We start from the raw sequence: 18,456 nt of genomic DNA, 5'->3' as shown, positions 1-18,456 counted from the left end.
TCGGATGGGATGGAATGGCCCAGCGCAAGAGCAGAGCGGACCGGCGGATGGACCTCATCGATGCCGCCCGCCGGGCGATGATCCAACACGGCGCGGAGGGTGTCCACCTCAACCAGATAGCCGAGGAGGCCGGGCTCACCTCCGGCGCCGTGCTGTACCACTATCCCGACCTGAGGGACCTGCTGATCGAGGCCCACCACGCCGGGATGGAACGCTTCTACGAGCAGCGGATCAAGAAGATCAGCGGCATCGCCGACCCCGCCCAGAAACTCATCACCACGATCAGGTCCGGCCTGCCCGAGGGGCCCGAGGACGCCGGCGTGCGCCTGCTCTGCGAGCTGGGCGGCGCCGCCGGTCGCAACCGGGTGTACGGCACGCTGCTGACGACGCTGTTCGACCGGCAGGTGTCGATGTACCAGACGATCCTCGAAACCGGGGCCGCCCAGGGCATCTTCACGCTCGCCCAGTCCTCCGAGACGATCAGCCGCACGCTCGTCGCCCTCGAGGACGCCTACGGCTACCGCATCATCGCCAGGCATCACTCGATCGGCCCGAACGAAGCCGTGGAGCTCATCCTCGACTACGCCCGCCTCGCGACAGGACACGAACTCAGGCCGGAATGAGCACGGCGTCGGCGGCGTCCCAGCCGATCGCGACCTCGGTGCCGGGCTCGACCCGCGCCGACCCCTGGGTCGCCGCCAGCACGTGCCCCTCGTGCCCCTCCACGCGCAGCACGATGTGCGACGTGCCGCCGTAGAAGCTCACGTCCACGACCGTGCCGCGCAGCGGGCTCTCGGCCTCGGGCTCGGCGTCCGCCTTGTCCTCGTCACCTGACTCGGCCACGACCTCCTGCTTCTGGACGGGGACGGCCTCGGCCACGGTCTCGGGGGCGGTCTCGGGGGCGTCGCTCGTCTCCGGCGCGGGTTCCCGGGTGGTCTCGGTCTCGGCGGCGACCTCGGCCTCGGGCGCGGTCTCGTCCTTCTCCTCGGTCTTCGCCCTGGCCTTGGCGTCGTTGTCGGCGATGACCTCGGCCACGACCTCCGCGACCACCTTGGCCACGACTCCGGCGACGGCCTTGGAGACCACCTCTGCCATCGCCTCGGCGTCGAGCTCGCCGGACATGGCGTCCTTCACGACGACCCGGAGATCGGTCCCGCCATCGGCCTCGGCCTCGGCGGGGGCCTCCCCCTCGGTCTCCGGCTTCGGCTCGGCCTCGGACACCGCGTCGCCCTGCGGCTCGGCTTCGTCCGAGTCCGCGGCGACGGGCTCGCTGTCGGCCTCGGCGTCCGCTTCGCCCTTGGACTCGTCGGCCTGAACCTCATCGGACGGCTCGGCGGACTCAGCCTCATCGGCGGGCACGACGGGCTCGGGGGCCTTGGGCTCGGCGCCCTCGTCGGTCTTGACCGGGCCTTCCTTCACCTCCGCCTCAGCGGTGGACTCGGCGGCCTCCTCCGACGTCGCCTCGTCCTTGGTCTCGGCGGCGCTCTCAGACGTGGCCTCGGCGTCGGTCTTCGCCTCGGCGGCGTCGGCGGCCTCCTCCGACGTCGCCTCATCCTTGGCCTCGGACTCGTCCTTGGCCTCATCCTTGGCCTCGTCGGTGTTGTCCGCCGTCGCCTCGTCCTTGGACTCGTCGGCGCTCTCGGACGTGGCCTCGGCGTCGGCCTTGGCCTCGACGGCCTCGACGGCTTCCTCCGCCTTGGGGGCGATCTGGGTGAGCCGGACCTTCTCCGGGCGTACGGCGAGGAGCGCGGTGTCGCCGTCCACGCCCTTAGGCGCGGGCAGCAGGCCGATGCCGTCCACGTGGACGCCGCCCTCGGTGACCTTGCCGGAGAAGATGTTGTTGGCGCCGATGAAGCCCGCGACGAACGGCGTGCGCGGCCGGTCGTACAGCTCGATGGGCGCGTCCACCTGCTCGACCTTGCCGCCCTGCATGACCGCGATGCGGTCCGCGAGCGACATGGCCTCCTCCTGGTCGTGGGTGACGACCACGAAGGTGATGCCGACCTCGTGCTGCAGCCGCTTGAGTTCGAGCTGCATCTCGGCGCGCACCTTCTTGTCCAGCGCGGACAGCGGCTCGTCGAGCAGCAGCAGGCGCGGACGCTTGACGATCGCCCGGGCGAGGGCGACGCGCTGACGCTGGCCGCCGGAGAGCTGGTGCGGCTTGCGGCGGGCCTGCGTGGAGAGGCCGACGGTCTCCAGGACCTCGGCGACGCGCTCCCGGATCTCCTTCTTCGGCAGCTTCTCCCGTTCCAGGCCGTAGGCGATGTTCCGCTCCACCGTCATGTGCGGGAACAGCGCGTACGACTGGAACATGAGGTTGATCGGGCGGCGGTGCGGGGCAATCTTGAGCAGGTCCTCGCCGTCCAGGCTGACCGCGCCGTCGTCCGGCTGTTCGAATCCGGCGAGGATGCGGAGCAGCGTGGTCTTCCCACAGCCGGAGGGGCCGAGCAGCGCGAAGAACTCGCCCTGCCGGATCTCCAGGCTGACCGAGTCAAGCGCGGTCACATCGCCGAAGCGCCGGCTCACGCCATCGATGGAGATAAGTGTCATGAGAGTGCCTCGGTGAGCTTGGTCATGCGCTGGGCCGCGATCACGACGGTGAAGCTCACCGCGAGCAGCAGGGTGGCCAACGCGTTGATCTCGGGGGTCACGCCGAACCGCACCATGGAGTAGATGACGATCGGCAGGGTCGGTTGGGTGGGCGCGGCGGTGAAGAACGCGATCACGAACTCGTCGATGGAGAGCGTGAACGCCAGCAGGGCGCCCGCCAGGATGCCCGGCGCCAGGGTCGGCAGCGTGATCCGCATGAACGTCGTCACCGGGGTCGCGCCGAGGTCGCGGGACGCCTCCTCCATCGAGGTGTCGGCATGGTTGAGCCTGGCCCGTACGACGGCCGTCACGAAGGCCATGCCGAACACGGTGTGCGCGATCAGCACCGAGTGCAGTCCGAGCGTCATCTTGACCGCCGCGTAGAAGATGAGGAGGCCGATCGCGAGGACCAGGTCGGGCAGGATCGCGGGCATCGTCGAGAGCGCGTCGAGCAGCCGCGACTTGTTGTAGCGTGCCAGGCCGACCGCGAGCAGCGTGCCCAGCACCGTCGAGAGGACCGTCGCGCCGAACGCCACGATCAGGGTGTTGATGAGGCCTTCGCGGATCTTCTCGTTCCCGAAGAGCTGGCCGTACCAGCGCAGCGAGAACCCGCCCCACGCGTACGGCGACTTGTTCCGGTTGAACGACATGAGCACGACGACGCCGATCGGCACGTACAGGAAGACGTATGTCAGCCAGAAGGGGAGGCGCAGCCAGCCGTTCCCCTGCTTGCGGTTCCTACGCATCGCGGCCCACCCTCCGGCTGGCCCAGGCCTGGGCGAAGAGCAGAAGCACCAGGACGCCGATCACGGACAGGGCCAGCACCGAGCCGAACGGCCAGTCACGGGCCTTGAGGAACTGGTCGCGGATCAGGTTCCCCACCATGATCCGGCGACCGCCGCCGAGCAGCTCGGGGATCACGAAGTTGCCCAGGCTCGGGACGAAGACGAAGACGCAGCCGGTCAGCACGCCGGGCAGCGAGAGGGGCAGGGTGACCGACCAGAAGGTCCTGATGGGGCGGGCGCCGAGGTTCGACGACGCCTCGCGGAGCTGCGGGTCCAGCCGCTCGATGGCCGAGTACAGGGGCAGGATCATCAGCGGCAGGTACGCGTAGAGCAGGCCGGCGACGATGGCGCCGTCCGAATAGAGGAGCTCGAGCTTGCCGAGACCAAGCGCGTCGAGTCCCGAGTTGACCAGACCTTCCGAGTTCAGCAGCACGATCCACGCGTACGTGCGGATCAGGAAGTTGGTCCAGAACGGCAGCACGACGGCGACCAGCGCGATGACCTTCCACTTGGCCGGCAGCCGGGCGATCATGTACGCGGTCGGGTACGCGAGCAGCAGGGCGAGGAGCGTGGTGATCGTCGCCAGCTTCACCGACCCGATGACCACGTCCAGGTAGAGCGGGTCGATCAGCCGGGTGAAGTTCTCCCCCGTCGCCTCATAGACGACCCCGCCGAACCTGCCGCGGCGGAACACCGTGTAGCTGAGCACGAGGGCGAGCGGGACCGCCAGGAAGACGATCAGAAAACCGAAGCCCGGCCCCATGGTGGCGAGCCGACCGACCACCCGTGCTCGTACGGTGGACTTCATGGTGCCATCGCCCCAAAGGCGGGCACGCGAAATGACATGCGAGAGCTTCCTTCCGGTGGGGAGCTTAGAGTGTTGCAGGATAAGTCAACTTAGACAAGACTTTCCCGGGCATTGTGAGCATTGGCGATACAAGCCTTATTGAATCGAGATTCAACAGATGCAGGTCGAAGCACGGCATTGGCCAACCCTTCGCGAGGAACCGGACGGTTCGCTCACGTTGGCCGTAGGAGAAGGCGTCACGGGGGCCGTCGTCCGGGCGCTCGCGGAGGGCGTCACGCCGCCGCACCCCTTCTCCGTCCGCGCCTTCCGCCCGCTGCCCACGCCGCCTCCCGGCGAGCGGGCGATCACGGTGGATCAGACGAACCACTCGGTGATCGCCGGCGAGAGCGTGGTCGTCAAGTGGTTCCCGCGGCCGTCCCGCGCGCCGCAGCCGGCGCCCGACCTGCTGGCACATCTGTCCGCTTTCTCCCGCACCGCCACGCCGTACGCCGCCGTCTACTGGAAGGACGCGCTGGTCGCGCTGGTGACCGCGTACCTGCCGGAGGCCAGGGACGGCTGGGAGTGGTGCGTGGACGAGGCCGAGGCCGGGCGCACCGGCTTCGCCGCCGAGCTGGGCGCGCTGGCCGCCGAACTGCACCTCGCCATGGCGACCCCGTCCCCCGTGTTCCCCGAGCCGGTACGGCTCGCGCCCGACGGCAAGAGCGACGCGGGCGCGTGGGCGGAGCGCGCGGAGGAGGCGCTGCGCGACGCGCTCGCACTGACCGACGGCGAGGACGGCGCGTGGCTGACCTCCCGGGCCGACGAGCTGCGCCGCGAACTGGCGCCCCTGGCGACGGCCGGCCCGACCCCGCTGATCCGCATCCACGGCGACCTGCACGTCGGCCAGATCCTGCGGTGGCGCGACGGCTACGCGGTGGTGGACTTCGACGGGAACCCGACGGTGTCGGCCGAGGCGCCGGGCGGCGGCGCCTACCAGCCGGCCGCCCGGGACCTCGCCCAGCTCACCACGAGCGTCGATCACGTCGGCCAGGTGGCGATCCTCCGCAGGGGCGCCAACCCCGAGCGCGTCGCGGAGTGGGTCGCCGAGGCGCGGGCCGCGATCGACGCCGCGTACGCCGCCGGGCTCACAGAGGCAGGACGCTCCGACCTGCTCGACCGATCGCTGGTGCGGCCATTCGAGGTCGAGCAGGAGTGTCGCGAGTTGATTTACGCCGCCCGGCACCTGCCGCGCTGGCGCTACGCACCGATGGGCGTGCTTCGTTCCTGGTACGGCACCGATCCCGCCTTTACGAAGTAAGTCACGACAAAATAGGACAAAAAGAAAGATAGGAGTGCATTGTGGACGCGGGGCTGTTCGAGGCCGACCTGCTGGCCAAGCCGGAGGCGCTGGGCGCGCTGGCCGAATCGCTGGAGGCCGGTGACCCGTTCGAGGGCCTGCCCGAGCGCATCGACCGGGTGGTCTTCCTCGGGATGGGCAGCTCCCGGTACGCCGCCGGCGTCGTCGCGTCGCGGCTGCGCGCCTCCGGGATCGACGCCGTGGCCGAGTACGCCTCCGCCGCGCACACCGTGCCGGGGCCGGGGACGCTGGTGGTCGCCATCTCCGCGACCGGCGGCAGCAGGGAGACCCTCGACGCGCTCACCCGCTACACCGGGACCTCGTTCGTACTGGCCATGACCAACAAGCCGGGCTCCGCGGTGACCGAGGGCGCCGACCTGGTCGTACCCATGTCCGCGGGCGAGGAGCGTGGCGGCGTCGCGTGCCGGACGTTCCAGCACACCCTCGCGCTGCTGCTCGCGCTGAAGTCCCGGCTCGCGGGCGGCGGCGACGTCCCCGCGCTGGTCCGCCGCGCGGCCGAGGCCACCGCGGACCTGCTCGACCGGCGCGACGACTGGCTGAAGACGGCCTCCGACGTGCTCGACGGACCGCACGGCGTGTACGCGATCGCCCCCGCGGAGCGGCTCTCGTCGGCGGAGCAGTCCGCGCTGATGTTCCGCGAGGGCCCGCGCCGCCAGGCGGACGCGTGCGAGACCGGCGACTGGGCGCACGTGGACGTCTACCTCACCAAGACCTACGACTACCGTGCGCTGATGTTCCCCGGCTCCCGTTACGACGAGCAGGCCATGGAGTGGATCCGGCAGCGGGGCTCCACGGTGCTCGCGGTCGGCGGCGAGCTGGACGGCCAGGCCGCATCCATCCGGTACCGCCACGACGACGACCCGGAGGTCGCCCTGCTCACCGAGACGCTGGTCGCCGAGTTGCTCGCGGCCTCCTGGTGGGCCCGGGCCTGACGCGACAGACCGCGGCACGGGCCGTACCAGCGCGGGGCTCCCGGCGACGTCCGCCGGGAGCCTGTGCTCGTGTGCCCGGCCGCGGGCGACGTCAGCCGTACTTGAGCGAGACCTTGCGCATTTCGGCGAAGGCCGTCGACTCGTCGCCGAGGTAGCACCACGGCCAGTCGGTCACGAGGTCGCCGACCGCCGTGAACTGCTCCTTGGCGGCGGCGTGGTCCCCGGCCAGCGCGAAGGCGAACGCGAGCGCGTTGTGCCCGGCCGGCCAGCCGGGACGGCGCCGGAAGGCCGGATGCCGTACGGACCGGTCCGCGGCGGCGTGCAGCTCGGCCAGCACGTCGGGCTGCTTGAAGTACCCGTCGTCCTCCTCCTCGCTCAGCGAGAGCCACTGCTCGATGTGCGCGGACACGACGACCAGCGGCAGCGGGCCGCCGGAGGGCGCTGCGGCGGCCGCCTTCCTCGCGAAGGCGAACATCTCCTCCTCGCTGCCGAACCACTTCGCGGAACGACCGGTTTGCGCGTTCTTCCCGAGAAGAGCGAAAAAGGCATGGTGCGCATGGTACATAAGTGATCCAATTCATCCACCGGGAGTGAACAACCGTGGTCAGCACGATGCGCGCCGGGCTCTCCCTCGCCATGCTCGCCGGGTTCTTCGTGGTCGCGGCCGCCCAGGTCGCGGCCGCCGTCGCACTCGCCTTCTGGCTGTCCACGGTCATCGCCGGCGCCCTCGCGGTGAAGCTCGTCTGGTCCTGCTTCGCCGCGAGTACCCTGGCCGTCGGCCGGGGCACATGGCGGGCGATGCGGTCGCGTCCCGAGCCGCCCTCCGGGCTGCCGCTGACCGCCGACCGCGCGCCGCTCCTCTGGGCGACCGTACGGGAGTTGGCGGCCGAGGCGGGCACCCGGGCTCCGGACGAGATCTGGCTGATCCCCGAGGTCAACGCGTGCGTCCAGGAGGAGTCGCGGCTGCTCGGCCTGATCGGCAGGCGGCGCCGCCTCTGCCTCGGGCTGCCGCTGCTGCACACGATGACGGTCGCGCAGGTGCGCGCCGTGCTCGCGCACGAGCTGGGCCACTACTCCGGGAAGCACACACGGCTGTCCGCGCCCGCCTACCGGGGGCGGCTGATGATCGCGCACACGCTGCGGCAGATCGGGCCGTACAACCTGTCCGGATGGATCTTCAAGGGGTACGCCCAGCTCTATCTGCTGGCGGACAACGCGGTCTCGCGGAGGCAGGAGTTCGAGGCGGACCGGGCGTCCGCGCGAGTCGCCGGGGTCGAGGCCGCGGCGAGCGCGCTGCACGAGGTCCGCGTCCTGGACGCCGCATGGCACTTCTTCCTGAACGAGTACGTCCAGCTCGGCTGGGAATCCGGCTTCGCCCCTGACGACCTGTTCGCCGGGTTCGGCGCGCTGGTCGCGGGCCGCGGAGGCGAGCTGGACGAGCTGCGCGCGAGCACTCCGGAGGAGAAGGGGTCCCGGTGGGACACGCATCCGCCGCTGAACGAGCGGATCGCTGCCATCCGCGCCCTCTCCCGCACGCCCGTCATGCCCGATGAACGCCCCGCGGCCGTACTGGTCGGCGATCTGGCCGAGGCGGGGCGGGCGCTGCAGGAAGAGGTGGTCGAGACCGGCGAGCGCACGGTGCTCCCCTGGCCGATGTTCACCGCGGCGGCGCTGGGCGCGGAGCTCCAGCGGGACGCCGACGCGATCTTCCGCACGGTCGCACGGACCACCGGGCGCCCGGAAGTCGGGCTGGCCGATGTGTTCGACCTGCTCTCCGCCGGCCGGCTCATCGAGATCGCCCAGCCGTTCTTTCCCACCGCCACCCGCCGCGAGGTCGGCGAGCTGTTCGCCGGCCCGCTGGAGACCGTGCTGCGACTCGCCGCCGTACGGTCCGGCGTCGCCGGATGGCAGCACTCATGGAGCGGCCCCGCCGAGTTCACCGGCGGGGACGGGGTGGTCGCCGCACTGGAGGAGGTCGCCAAGCTGGCGGTCACGCCGGGCGGTGTCGAGAAGGCCCGCGCCGAGCTGGAGCTGCTCGGCATCGACGTCGGCCGGGCCGCGCAGGCCGAGCGGGCGCCGAGCACGTTCGGCTCCGCCGTCCTCGCCGGCCTCGCCAACGTCCGGGTGGACGGCACGGAGTACGACCTGATCGTGCTGAACACGGGCCTCGTCCTGGTGTCCGGCGCGGGCTCCGCCTCCGAGGGCAGGGAGCGGATGCGCCGGCTCGTCGGGTCGACGCCCGCGGCCAAGCTCGCCGAGTGGTACCGCTTCCTTTCGTACGAGGAGATCGCCGCCGCGAAGGTGACCAAGGAGATCCCGTTGTGCGCCGACCTCACCCTCCACGGCGGCGCGACCGTCTCGATCGAGCAGAAATGGACCGGCGAGGAGATCGACAAGGGCAGCCGGGATCGCCTCGCCCGGATTCTGGCCGAGATCGGCTGACGGCCCGCGTCCCCGGCGGGAATTCCGGGTGCGCCGGGGCGAGGCCGGCTGAGAAGGTGGCCGCCATGACCATCGACGATGTCATCCTGCGCCGGGCGACCGACGCCGACGCCTCCGCCGTGGCCGACGTGTGGCTGCGCTCGTACGACGCCGCCCTGCCGGGGGTGCGCCGGGCGCACACCGACGACGAGATCCGGGCCTACTTCCGCGAGGTCGTCGTGCCCGCACGCGAGACCTGGGTCGCCACGCTGGACGGCGCGGTGGTCGGGATGATGGTGCTCAACGAGGGCCTCCTCAGCCAGCTCTACCTCGATCCCGACCGGCGCGGGAGCGGCATCGGCGACCGGTTCGTCGCGCTGGCGAAGGAACGCTGCCCGGACGGGCTGGAGCTGTGGACGTTCCAGGTCAACGGCCCGGCCCGCCGCTTCTACGAGCGGCACGGGTTCGTCGCGGTCGAGCACACCGACGGCCGCGAAAACGAGGAGCGCGAGCCGGACGTCCGTTACGTCTGGCGGCCGGACGCGACCTGAGCGGCGCGACCACCGCCGCGTGCGGCGAGAACCCGGCCGTCGCGTGCGGTGGGACCCCGGCGTCGCGTGGGCACCCGGCCGTCGCGCCTCAGCCCTGCCAGCCGAGCCGGAAGGCGGCATCGTCCGGGACGTAGCCGTCGAACCCCGCCTCGCCGATCCACAGGATGTCGTCGTACTCCGTCACCGGCCCGATCACGTAGCTCATCGGCAGCCGGGGCTGGACCACGAACCGGACCTCCAGCTCCGGGTCGAACCGCTCCAGGGTCTCGATGAGATCGGACACGGTCTCGATGCCCGCCCCGTCGCGCCGGCTCCTGTCGCGCCTATGCCTGCCCATGGCTGCTTCTCCGTGCTCCGGTTGACCGGTGGTGTGCCGAACTTGTACGGAGAGTAACCTAGTGACATCACGGCGCGACAGATCCTTGACTCGTGGTTCACGATCACCTCGGGCGGCCGCTCGGCGTCAGCGGAGACTCGCGAGCCGCTCGGCCGCCCCCTCGCCGATCTTGTTGGTCGGGACCAGCTCACCCGCCCCGCCGAGACCGAACGCCGGCATGTTCACGTAGACGGTCTCGTACCCGCTCACCGTGTACGTCTCGTGCCAGACACCGACGGCCTTGCTCTTGTACGCCTCACGGAAGAAGCGCTTCCAGGCGGGCCAGTGGCTCGCCTCGCGGTCCCGCGCGTACGCCATCAGATGCTCGGTGCTGCGCCAGTACTGGACCATGAGCGTGGTGCGCCCGTTGACGAAGCTCTCGAAGCCGAGCAGGCCGTGCGCGGGATCCGCCCGCAACTCCTTGATCATCGGCGGCATGGCCATGGCGACCGGCAGCCACCTGCGCAGGGACCGGAACCTGTTGATCCGCATGCCGATCAGAAAGACGACGAAGTCGCCCTCCATACGCGCGCTCATGCGCATGACACCCTCCCATTGGATAGCCCAGCTACCTAATAATTGGATAGTAAAGCTATCGATGGATATTGGCAAGCAGTACTATCCAGCCATGCGAATCTCCCAGCTCAGCGCCGAATCCGGGGTCCCGATCCCGACGATCAAGTACTACCTGCGCGAGGGGCTGCTCCCCCAGGGCGACCAGACGTCGGCCACTCGGGCGGAGTACGACCAGGAGCACCTGCGCCGGCTGCGGCTGATCAGGGCGCTACTGGAGGTCGGCCGGCTGCCGGTCGCGGCGATCCGCCAGGTCATCGCCGCCGTGGACGACGAGCGGATCGACTTCCACGACATGCTCGGCACCGCGCACTACGCGCTCTCCACGCCGGTCGAGCCGCACCCGGAGGACGAGGACTGGCGCGAGGCCAGAGAGCTGGTCGACCGCATGATCGCGGACCTCGGCTGGGGCGTCCACCCGCTGGCTCCCACGCGGAACGAGCTGGCGCAGACCGTCGTCACACTGAAGCGCCTCGGGATGCCCACCTCCCAGGAGGACCTGCTGCCGTACGCGTCGGCCGCGCACGACCTCGTCCGCGACCTCGACATCACCAAGATCCCCTTCGACGGCCCCCGAGATGTCGCCGTCGAGACGCTGGTGATCTGTGAGGTGCTGTACGGCAAGGCGTTCGACGTGTTGCGCCGCCTGGCCCAGGAGTCGGAGTCCACCCGCATCCTCGACGTGACCCCCTGCTCCGACGACGGCGCGTCGAAGGTGACCCGCCAGGGTGCCCATCGCGACGCTTGAGCCGCCACACCCGCTTCGGCGAGTAAGACCCGGGCGCCCGGCCACCCCGGTGGTTGGGCGTGAGTGCGAGCCAGACGGGTCAGGACGGTGTCGTGATCGTGGGTGAGTCGGTGGTTTGCGCCTGCGGTCCGGAGACTTCCGCGGGCTTGGACCTCACCAGCCACAGGCCGGTGAACACGGCGCCGGCCAAGGTGACGGCGCCGGCCGCGACGAAGGCGCTGTTGAGGCCGGCCTCGAAGGACGCGCCACCGGATTCCCGGGTACGGACGATGGCTCCGAGCACCGCCACGCCGAGCACCGCGCCGATCTGCCGGGTGGTGCTGCTGATACCCGATGCGAGGCCCCCCTCCCGCGGGCTGACCGCCTGGATGGCGGCGCCGGTCAGCGGGGACATGGTCAGAGCGAAACCGACGCCGACGATCGCCAGCCGCCACCACACGTTCCCGTAGCCGGTGTCCGCATGCACGAAGCCCAGCGCCAGCAACCCCAGCCCGGCCAGCGCCAGGCCGACGGTGACCACGATCCGAAAGCTGTACCTGGCGGCGAACCGGCCCGCGAACGGGCTGACGATCACCATGGCGAGCGAAATAGGCAAGGTTTGCAGGCCGGCGCGCAGAATCGAACTGCCCTGGACGTACACGAAGAACTGGGAGAAGAAGAACGACGAACCCATGAGCGCGAAACCCACCACGGCCATCGCTGCGTTGGACACCGTGAACAGCCGCTGCCGGAACAGCCGCAGCGGCAGCATCGGCGCCGACCCACGTCCTTCGACGACGACGAAGACGGCGAGGAGCACCGCCGCGACGGCGAAGCTGCCCAAAATCACCGGCGAGGTCCAGCCACGAGAGCCGCCCTCGATCAGCCCAAAGGTCAGCGCCCCCACACCCACGACGGACAGGACCGTCCCCGGGATATCGATCGCCGGCGCGCTCGGATTGCGGGACTCGCCCAGCGCGCGCAGACCCGCCAGCAGCAGGGCCCCGCCGATGGGCACATTGACGAGGAAGATGGCGGGCCAGCCAAAGACATCCACCAGAATGCCACCGGCCAACGGCCCGGCGGCCAGGCCGATTCCGCTGAATCCGGCCCACAGCCCGATGGCCTTGACGCGTTCCTGCGGAACGGGATACGCAGCGGCGAGCAAGGCCAGCGAGGCGGGGCTCAGCGCCGCGGCCCCGATGCCCTGCACCACCCGTCCGGTGATCAGCCAACCGATCGACGGCGCGACGGAGCACAGCACGGACGCGACGGTGAACACCATGACGCCGGCCAGGAACACCCGCTTGCGGCCGAAGCGGTCGGCGAAGACGCCACCGGACAACAACAGCATGGCGACCAGCAGCACGTAGGCGTCGACAATCCATTGCAAACCGGTCAGTTGGGTGTGCAACCGCTGCTGCATATCGGGTAGCGCCGCGCCGACAATCGTGCTGTCGAGCAGCACCATGAACTGACCCAGGCAGGTCGCTGTAAGCAACGCTGCCCGGTTCGATCGAATGCCTGCGGCCTCATACGATCCGGCTTTCGTTGCACCTTCGTGTGCGGTCACCCCTGTTCCCTCCCTGAGGCGGATGCTCCCGCAGACGATAGTTCGATAATCCCGAAATGTCGAACAATGCGGTAACATCGAGGCATGCGACCACTACCGGAGCCCGCTTGCGAGTCACTGACGCTCGCGCCAGTGCTGCACGCGCTGGGTGATCCGGTGCGTTTGGAGTTGATGCGACGCGCCTGGGCCAAGCCCGAGTCGACCTGTTCGGCTCTCGCCGACGGTTTGAATGTGCCGATGTCGACGCTTTCCAACCATTGGCGGATCATGCGCGAGGCCGGACTGATCAGCATGACCGTCGACGGCCGGCACCGGCGGATCCGGCCACGCGCCGACGACCTGAGCGACCGCTTCCCCGGCCTGCTCGACCCGATCCTGCGCCTCGCCGTGGCCGAGTCGTCGAACAACGGCACGTTGTGACGCTGCTCCTCAACGTCCGGAAGGGTGGCGCTGGTCCGGCCGTGCCAGGCCATGATCGTCGCCCCCATGGGGGCGGGTCGTCCGGCCCTCTGGGAGGGAGGGGCCGTCCTTGTTAGGGTCGGTTGCCGAGCGAGCGCTTCTCGACCAGGGACGGCCATGACAGTTGGCGATCACCGCATGACCACGTCCGGACACTGCGACCCGCGATTCTCCCGGGTACGCGAGGTCTTCGACCGGCATTTCTCCGACGGCGAGGAGTTGGGCGCGGCCTTCGCGGTCTTCCTCGACGGCGAGCCCGTCGTCGACCTCTGGGGCGGCGTGGCCGACCGGCACACGGGGCGCCCCTGGGAGGCCGACACACCGGTGCTCGCCTACTCGTGCACCAAGGCCGTCGCGGCCACCGGCCTGCTGCTGCTCGTGGAGCGGGGCCTGGTCGACGTCCACTCCCCCGTCAGCGCGTACTGGCCGGAGTTCGCCCGCAACGATAAGGCCCGTGTGACCGTCGAGCACGTGCTCACCCATCAGGCCGGCCTGCCCGTGATCGAGGAGCCGGTCCCTCTGGAGGAGTTCGAGGACCTGCCCGCGATCGCGGACCGGCTCGCCACGCAGGCACCGCTCTGGGAGCCCGGAACGGCGCACGGCTACCACGCCGTGACGTACGGCTTCCTGGTCGACGAGCTCATCCGCAGGGTCACCGGCATGTCCACGGGAGAGTTGGTCGCGGCGGAGATCGCCGTGCCTCGCGAGCTCGACCTCTGGCTCGGCGCCCCACCCGACGTCGCGGCTCGCGCCGCCCGCCTCTCTGCCGGAGAGCGTGTGGGAGAGCGTACGGCCCCGGCCGGAGAGCAAGCGCCCCGGGCGGGAGAGCGTACGGCACCTGCGGGCGGAGCCGGTGTCGCGGACGACCCGATGGCCGCGGTGGCCGCCGCGGCACAGGACAAGGACAGCCTGATGAACCGGGCGCTCGGCAACCCGCCCATCCACAAGCTGCCCGGCGGCGGCAACCACCCGGTGATCCTGCGCGCGGGCTGGCCCGCGCTCGGCATGGTCACCACCGCGCGGGCGCTGGCCGGTTTCTACCGTGCTCTGGTCGCCGGCGAGATCCTCGCACCCTCCACTCTGAGCGACGCGATGCGCTCGCGTGTCGGCGGTCTCGACCGGGTCCTGTACGTGGACAGCGCCTTCGGCCTCGGCTACATGCGTCCGGCGATGACCTTCCTCACGCCCGCGCGCGGGGTGGAGTCGGCGTTCGGCCACACCGGCATGGGCGGCTCCCTGGGCCTCGGGGACGTCGAGCATGGCCTCGCCATGGCGTACACGATGAACCGCATGGCCGGGTCGGTGGCCGGCAACCTCCGGGCCTACCGTCTCGCCGAAGCCGTCTACGACTCCCTCACCTAGAAAACCCGGCCGATCAGGCCGGCCGCGCTCTCCGGCAGGACGTGTCGTCGGGCCGGTCCCCGAGCGCGAGCAGGACGTCGCGCAGCACGTCGGCGAGCGCGCGCACGGATGCCTCGGGGACGGGCGCGAACAGCTCCCGGTGCGCCGTGGAGTCGCTGATGGGCCACGGCTCACCCGAGATCGGACGGCTGCGCCGGTTCGGCATCCCGACCGGGCTCGGCGTTGACACAGTGGCGGCGGTGCCGGGCGACATGTTCGCCGTCATGCGGGCCGACGTGGTGGTGCTCGACACCAATCTGCCCAACCTCGCCCCGATGCTCGACGCGGTCGGGGCGGTCGCCACGGCCGCCGGCGTGCGCAACGTGGACACGGTGATCGTCGGGGGCGAGGTGGTCAAGCGGGGCGGGCGCCTGGTCGGCGTGGACCTGCCGCGCGTCCTCGGCCTGGCCAGGCGATCCGGCGAGCGGCTGGTCCGGGCCGCCGCATGACCCGCCCGGTCAGGAGGATCGTTCGTCGTACGTCGCGAGAAGCTGGGCCTCGGCGGCGTCGAGATAGGCGAGCAGCACGTCCGCCGCCCGCTCGTACTCCCCCTCGGCGAGCAGGGCGGCGATCCGCGCGTTGTCGTCGAGATACGGCTCGTGGAACGGCCGGGGCTCGCCCATCATGTGGAAGGCCAGGCGCAGCTCGGCCAGGATGCGGGCCATGGCCTCGTCCACCCGGCGGCTGCCGAGCAGCGCGGCGACGGCCGCGTGGAAGCGCATGTTGGCCGTGCCGACCCCGACCCAGTCGCCTGCCTCGGCCGCCGCCCGGCCCTCCTCGATCCGGCGTGCCACCTCGCGTACGGCTTCCGCCGGGGCGGAGCCCGCGGCGCGCAAGCCGGCGGCTTCGAGCGGGCGGCGCATCCGGTAGATGTCGGCCACGTCGGCGGCGGTCAGCCTGCGGACGAACATCCCGCGATGGAACTCGTGGACGAGCAGGTTCTCGTGGGAGAGCAGTCGGAACGCCTCGCGGAGCGTGTTGCGCGAGACGCCGAGCGCCTGGCCGATGACCTCTTCCGACAGGCGCGTGCCCGGGGGGAGTGAGCCCTCGATGACGCTCTCGCGCAGGACGCCGGCGACCAGTTCGGCGGTGCTGGCCCGTTCGAGCGCCGGCCTGGCGGCGCTCAGCCGGCTCGCCCACTCCGCCGTCGCGGTCATCACCGCAGCCCTTCTCTCAGGAAACGCGCAGGACCTGGAACCCCGAGCTTAGGACGCGACGGGACTCCCCGATAACTCTGGCGATCGAAGAATCTACCCACAGAGGGATTGCCGGATTGTTCAACAATCCTTACGTTCGCTATGAGGGCGATCAACCCGACAAGCCGCCCTCTGGAGCTGACCGTGGCTGACCCGACCACTCGCATCGACCTCAACTCCGACCTCGGCGAGGGCTTCGGCCGGTGGCCCCTCGGCGACGACGACGCCCTGCTGACGATCGTCACCAGCGCCAACGTGGCCTGCGGCTTCCACGCCGGGGACCCCTCGATCATGCGCCGCACGTGCGAGACCGCGGTCGAGCGCGGCGTGGCGATCGGCGCCCAGGTCGGATACCGCGACCTGGCCGGTTTCGGGCGGCGCTTCATCGAGGTGCCGCCCGGCGAGCTCGCCGACGACGTGCTCTACCAGATCGGCGCCCTCGAGGCGTTCGCCCGCGCGGCCGGCGGCCGGGTCGGCTACGTGAAGCCGCACGGCGCGCTCTACAACGCCATCGTCCGGCACGAGGAGCAGGCCGCCGCCGTCGTGGCCGCCGTACGCGCCTTCGACCCCGGGCTGCCGGTGCTCGGCCTGCCCGGCTCCGCCTGGCTGCGCCGCGCCGAGCGGGCCGGGCTGACCGCGGTCACCGAGTGCTTCGCCGACCGGGCGTACACGCCGGAGGGAACGCTCGTGCCGCGCGACCGGCCGGGCGCCCTCGTCCACGACCCCGGCGTCGTGGCCGAGCGGTGCGTGCGGATGGCGCGCGGCGAGCCCATCACCGACGTGGCCGGAGACCCCCTGGTCGTGCGCGGCGACTCGATCTGCGTGCACGGCGACAGCCCGGACGCGGTGGCCATCGCGCGCGGCGTCCGCGCCGCGCTGGAGGCGGCGGGCATCGACCTCACGCCGTTCAGCCGGGTCTGACGAGGAGGCCCGATGCGGCTGCGCCACTGCGGCGACCGTGCCCTGCTCGCCGAACTGGACGACCTCGGCGAGGTCGTCGCGTTCTACGACGCCCTCGTCGCGAGCCCGCCGGAGGGCGTCGTCGACATCGTCCCGGCGGCCCGAACGCTGCTGGTCCGGTTCGAGCCCCCGGCGACGCCGCGGGCGATCGAGTCCGCGCTACGTTCCGTACGGCCCACACCCGGGGCGCGCGGTGACGCGGGCGAGGTGCGGATTCCGGTGGTCTACGACGGCGCGGATCTCAAGGACGTGGCCGCGCTGACCGGGCTGGCGGAGCGCGAGATCGTGGCCGCGCACACGGCCACTCCCTGGACGGTCGCGTTCTGCGGCTTCTCTCCCGGTTTCGGGTACCTGACCGGCGGCGACCCGCGGCTGGCCGTCCCCCGGCGGGCCGAGTCGCGGGTCCGCGTGCCCGCCGGATCGGTGGCGCTGGCGGCCGGGTTCAGCGCCGTCTACCCGCGCGAGTCCCCCGGTGGCTGGCAGCTCATCGGCCGTACGGAGGCGGTGGTGTGGGATCTGGACGCCGACCCGCCCGCCCTGCTGCGTCCGGGCACCAGGGTCAGGTTCACGGAGGCGACATGAGCGAGCGAAGCGAGCGAATCAATAAGCACAGCGTCTTCGGCGAATGCCGCTCCGAACCGCCAGGCGAGGACAGGGCATGAGCGAGCGAATCAATAAGCACAGCGTCTTCGGCGAATGCCGCTCCGAGCCGCCAGGCGAGGACAGGGCATGAGCGAGCGAAGCGAGCGAATCAATAGGCACAGCGTCTTCGGCGAATGCCGGTCCGAGCCGCCAGGCGAGGACAGGGCATGAGTCGGTACGGGCTGCTTGAGGTGGTGGCGACCGGGCCGATGACCACGGTGCAGGATCTCGGGCGACCGGGACGCGGCGACCTCGGCGTGGGGCGCTCGGGCGCCGCCGACCGGGGCGCACTACGGCTGGCCAACCGGCTCGTCGGCAACTCCGAGGGCGCGGCCGCGCTGGAGGTGACGTTCGGCGGCCTGTGCGTGCGCGCGCACGGGAACCTGCTGATCGCGCTCGCGGGCGCCGCCTGCCCGGCGACCGTGACCGGCCCGCTGGGCACCCGATGGCCGATCGGGCACCACTCGGTCGAACGCCTGCCGTGCTGGGCCACGCTCCAGCTCGGAGCTCCGGCCCGCGGCGTGCGGACGTACCTCGCTGTGCGGGGCGGCGTGGACGTGCCGCCGGTGCTGGGCTCCAGGGCCACGGACATCCTCGCCGGTCTGGGACCCGACCTGCCCGCGCCGGGAGCGCTGCTGCCGGTCGGGCCGCCGCCCGACGCGTTCCCCGCCGTCGATCTCGCCCCGGTGCCCGAGCCCGCCGGCGGCGACCTCGTCCTGGAGATCCTGCCCGGCCCGCGCGACGACTGGTTCACCCCCGACGCGCTGCGCGTGCTGTGCGCCGAGCCGTACGAGGTGACGACCGACAGCAACCGGGTGGGCATCCGGCTGCGCGGGCCGGTTCTCGAACGGGCGCGTGAGGGAGAGCTGCCGAGCGAGGGCATGGTGCCGGGGGCGATCCAGGTGCCTCCGTCGGGGCGGCCCACGCTCTTCCTCGCCGACCATCCGCTGACGGGCGGCTATCCGGTGATCGCGGTGGTCCGCACCCGGGACGTGGACCGCGCCGCCCAGGCCCGCCCCGGCCAGCGGATCCGCTTCCGGATCGCGGGAGACCTCGCGCCCCCGAACGCGTCCCCGGCCCTGTCCTCGCATACCGCCTAGAACGGA

The 18,456-nt window shown here is 71.1% G+C and carries 21 protein-coding genes; 12 read left to right on the top strand and 9 right to left on the bottom strand.

What is annotated here, in order from left to right:
- Positions 1 to 47: 47 nt before the first annotated feature.
- Positions 48 to 623, top strand: coding sequence for a TetR/AcrR family transcriptional regulator (locus AWQ68_RS33760; RefSeq protein ID WP_245656364.1), 576 nt, complete (start codon positions 48 to 50; stop codon positions 621 to 623).
- Here AWQ68_RS33760 and potA read toward each other — a convergent pair.
- Genes potA through AWQ68_RS33745 form a run of 3 tightly spaced genes read right to left on the bottom strand, consistent with a single transcriptional unit; the run spans position 610 to position 4,182 of the window.
- On the bottom strand, positions 610 to 2,550 hold the full coding sequence (gene potA, locus AWQ68_RS45850; protein ID WP_084464695.1) for a polyamine ABC transporter ATP-binding protein: 1,941 nt from the start codon (positions 2,548 to 2,550) through the stop codon (positions 610 to 612). The two genes, AWQ68_RS33760 and potA, sit on opposite strands and share 14 nt — an antisense overlap.
- Positions 2,547 to 3,335, bottom strand: coding sequence for an ABC transporter permease (locus tag AWQ68_RS33750; protein ID WP_066948622.1), 789 nt, complete (start codon positions 3,333 to 3,335; stop codon positions 2,547 to 2,549). The genes potA and AWQ68_RS33750 overlap by 4 nt, the downstream gene beginning before the upstream one ends.
- A complete protein-coding gene (locus tag AWQ68_RS33745) occupies positions 3,328 to 4,182 on the bottom strand; it encodes an ABC transporter permease (RefSeq protein ID WP_066948619.1) in 855 nt (284 codons plus the stop codon). The genes AWQ68_RS33750 and AWQ68_RS33745 overlap by 8 nt, the downstream gene beginning before the upstream one ends.
- Before the next feature lie 217 nt (positions 4,183 to 4,399).
- Between AWQ68_RS33745 and AWQ68_RS33740 the strand changes: the two genes are divergently transcribed.
- Together AWQ68_RS33740 and AWQ68_RS33735 are read left to right on the top strand one after the other, a co-directional pair.
- On the top strand, positions 4,400 to 5,479 hold the full coding sequence (locus AWQ68_RS33740; RefSeq protein WP_066948616.1) for a hypothetical protein: 1,080 nt from the start codon (positions 4,400 to 4,402) through the stop codon (positions 5,477 to 5,479).
- 41 nt (positions 5,480 to 5,520) lie between these two features.
- Complete coding sequence (locus AWQ68_RS33735) at positions 5,521 to 6,471, top strand: SIS domain-containing protein (protein WP_066948613.1); 951 nt, start codon at positions 5,521 to 5,523, stop codon at positions 6,469 to 6,471.
- Between the two features lie 91 nt (positions 6,472 to 6,562).
- Here the strand turns inward: AWQ68_RS33735 and AWQ68_RS33730 are convergent, their stop codons facing one another.
- The gene (locus AWQ68_RS33730) at positions 6,563 to 6,946 is read right to left on the bottom strand and encodes a hypothetical protein (RefSeq protein ID WP_157546100.1); all 384 of its coding nucleotides are present in this window, start codon (positions 6,944 to 6,946) and stop codon (positions 6,563 to 6,565) included.
- A gap of 125 nt (positions 6,947 to 7,071) precedes the next feature.
- On the opposite strand from AWQ68_RS33730, the gene AWQ68_RS33725 reads away from it, so the two are divergent.
- Positions 7,072 to 8,913: a M48 family metallopeptidase gene (locus AWQ68_RS33725; RefSeq protein WP_066948608.1), complete on the top strand. Its 1,842-nt coding sequence runs from the start codon at positions 7,072 to 7,074 to the stop codon at positions 8,911 to 8,913.
- 65 nt (positions 8,914 to 8,978) lie between these two features.
- Entirely contained in the window at positions 8,979 to 9,443 is a 465-nt protein-coding gene (locus tag AWQ68_RS33720) for a GNAT family N-acetyltransferase (RefSeq protein WP_066948605.1), read from the top strand.
- 88 nt (positions 9,444 to 9,531) lie between these two features.
- Here AWQ68_RS33720 and AWQ68_RS33715 read toward each other — a convergent pair whose 3' ends face one another.
- Both AWQ68_RS33715 and AWQ68_RS33710 read right to left on the bottom strand, forming a co-directional pair.
- Positions 9,532 to 9,780, bottom strand: coding sequence for a hypothetical protein (locus tag AWQ68_RS33715; protein ID WP_066948603.1), 249 nt, complete (start codon positions 9,778 to 9,780; stop codon positions 9,532 to 9,534).
- A 126-nt stretch (positions 9,781 to 9,906) separates the two neighbouring features.
- The gene (locus AWQ68_RS33710) at positions 9,907 to 10,356 is read right to left on the bottom strand and encodes a DUF4188 domain-containing protein (protein WP_218007141.1); all 450 of its coding nucleotides are present in this window, start codon (positions 10,354 to 10,356) and stop codon (positions 9,907 to 9,909) included.
- 91 nt (positions 10,357 to 10,447) lie between these two features.
- Between AWQ68_RS33710 and AWQ68_RS33705 the strand changes: the two genes are divergently transcribed.
- Positions 10,448 to 11,140, top strand: coding sequence for a MerR family transcriptional regulator (locus AWQ68_RS33705; protein ID WP_084464694.1), 693 nt, complete (start codon positions 10,448 to 10,450; stop codon positions 11,138 to 11,140).
- Positions 11,141 to 11,219: 79 nt separating this feature from the next.
- On the opposite strand, the gene AWQ68_RS33700 is transcribed toward AWQ68_RS33705, so the two are convergent.
- Positions 11,220 to 12,770 (bottom strand): MFS transporter, encoded by a 1,551-nt coding sequence (locus tag AWQ68_RS33700; protein WP_084464693.1) that lies wholly within the window; start codon positions 12,768 to 12,770, stop codon positions 11,220 to 11,222.
- 54 nt (positions 12,771 to 12,824) lie between these two features.
- On the opposite strand from AWQ68_RS33700, the gene AWQ68_RS33695 reads away from it, so the two are divergent.
- Positions 12,825 to 13,112 carry an ArsR/SmtB family transcription factor gene (locus AWQ68_RS33695; RefSeq protein WP_218007139.1) on the top strand — a complete coding sequence of 96 codons (288 nt, stop codon included), beginning with the start codon at positions 12,825 to 12,827 and terminating at the stop codon, positions 13,110 to 13,112.
- A gap of 156 nt (positions 13,113 to 13,268) precedes the next feature.
- Positions 13,269 to 14,513, top strand: a complete 1,245-nt coding sequence (locus AWQ68_RS33690) for a serine hydrolase domain-containing protein (protein WP_245656363.1) — start codon at positions 13,269 to 13,271, stop codon at positions 14,511 to 14,513.
- Between the two features lie 13 nt (positions 14,514 to 14,526).
- Here the strand turns inward: AWQ68_RS33690 and AWQ68_RS43805 are convergent, their stop codons facing one another.
- On the bottom strand, positions 14,527 to 14,742 hold the full coding sequence (locus AWQ68_RS43805) for a hypothetical protein (RefSeq protein WP_169809037.1): 216 nt from the start codon (positions 14,740 to 14,742) through the stop codon (positions 14,527 to 14,529).
- Between the two features lie 10 nt (positions 14,743 to 14,752).
- Here AWQ68_RS43805 and AWQ68_RS33680 point away from each other — a divergent pair, with 10 nt between their 5' ends.
- Positions 14,753 to 15,001, top strand: a complete 249-nt coding sequence (locus AWQ68_RS33680; RefSeq protein ID WP_169809036.1) for a hypothetical protein — start codon at positions 14,753 to 14,755, stop codon at positions 14,999 to 15,001.
- Positions 15,002 to 15,010: 9 nt separating this feature from the next.
- Here AWQ68_RS33680 and AWQ68_RS33675 read toward each other — a convergent pair whose 3' ends face one another.
- Positions 15,011 to 15,709: a GntR family transcriptional regulator gene (locus AWQ68_RS33675; protein WP_066948582.1), complete on the bottom strand. Its 699-nt coding sequence runs from the start codon at positions 15,707 to 15,709 to the stop codon at positions 15,011 to 15,013.
- Between the two features lie 183 nt (positions 15,710 to 15,892).
- On the opposite strand from AWQ68_RS33675, the gene AWQ68_RS33670 reads away from it, so the two are divergent.
- The 3 genes from AWQ68_RS33670 to AWQ68_RS33660 all read left to right on the top strand — a co-directional run bounded on the left by AWQ68_RS33670 (position 15,893) and on the right by AWQ68_RS33660 (position 18,450).
- Complete coding sequence (locus AWQ68_RS33670) at positions 15,893 to 16,669, top strand: LamB/YcsF family protein (RefSeq protein WP_245656361.1); 777 nt, start codon at positions 15,893 to 15,895, stop codon at positions 16,667 to 16,669.
- Positions 16,670 to 16,681: 12 nt separating this feature from the next.
- Positions 16,682 to 17,290 carry a 5-oxoprolinase subunit B family protein gene (locus tag AWQ68_RS33665; RefSeq protein ID WP_066948576.1) on the top strand — a complete coding sequence of 203 codons (609 nt, stop codon included), beginning with the start codon at positions 16,682 to 16,684 and terminating at the stop codon, positions 17,288 to 17,290.
- A 227-nt stretch (positions 17,291 to 17,517) separates the two neighbouring features.
- Positions 17,518 to 18,450, top strand: a complete 933-nt coding sequence (locus AWQ68_RS33660) for a 5-oxoprolinase subunit C family protein (RefSeq protein ID WP_157546097.1) — start codon at positions 17,518 to 17,520, stop codon at positions 18,448 to 18,450.
- The last annotated feature ends 6 nt before the right edge of the window (positions 18,451 to 18,456 follow it).

It is taken from the genome of Microtetraspora fusca, from assembly GCF_001570365.1.
Classification (GTDB): Bacteria; Actinomycetota; Actinomycetes; order Streptosporangiales; family Streptosporangiaceae; genus Microtetraspora; species Microtetraspora fusca.
The sequence above is the reverse complement of the archived record's forward strand: the minus strand, read 5'-3'. Positions and strand labels throughout refer to the sequence as shown.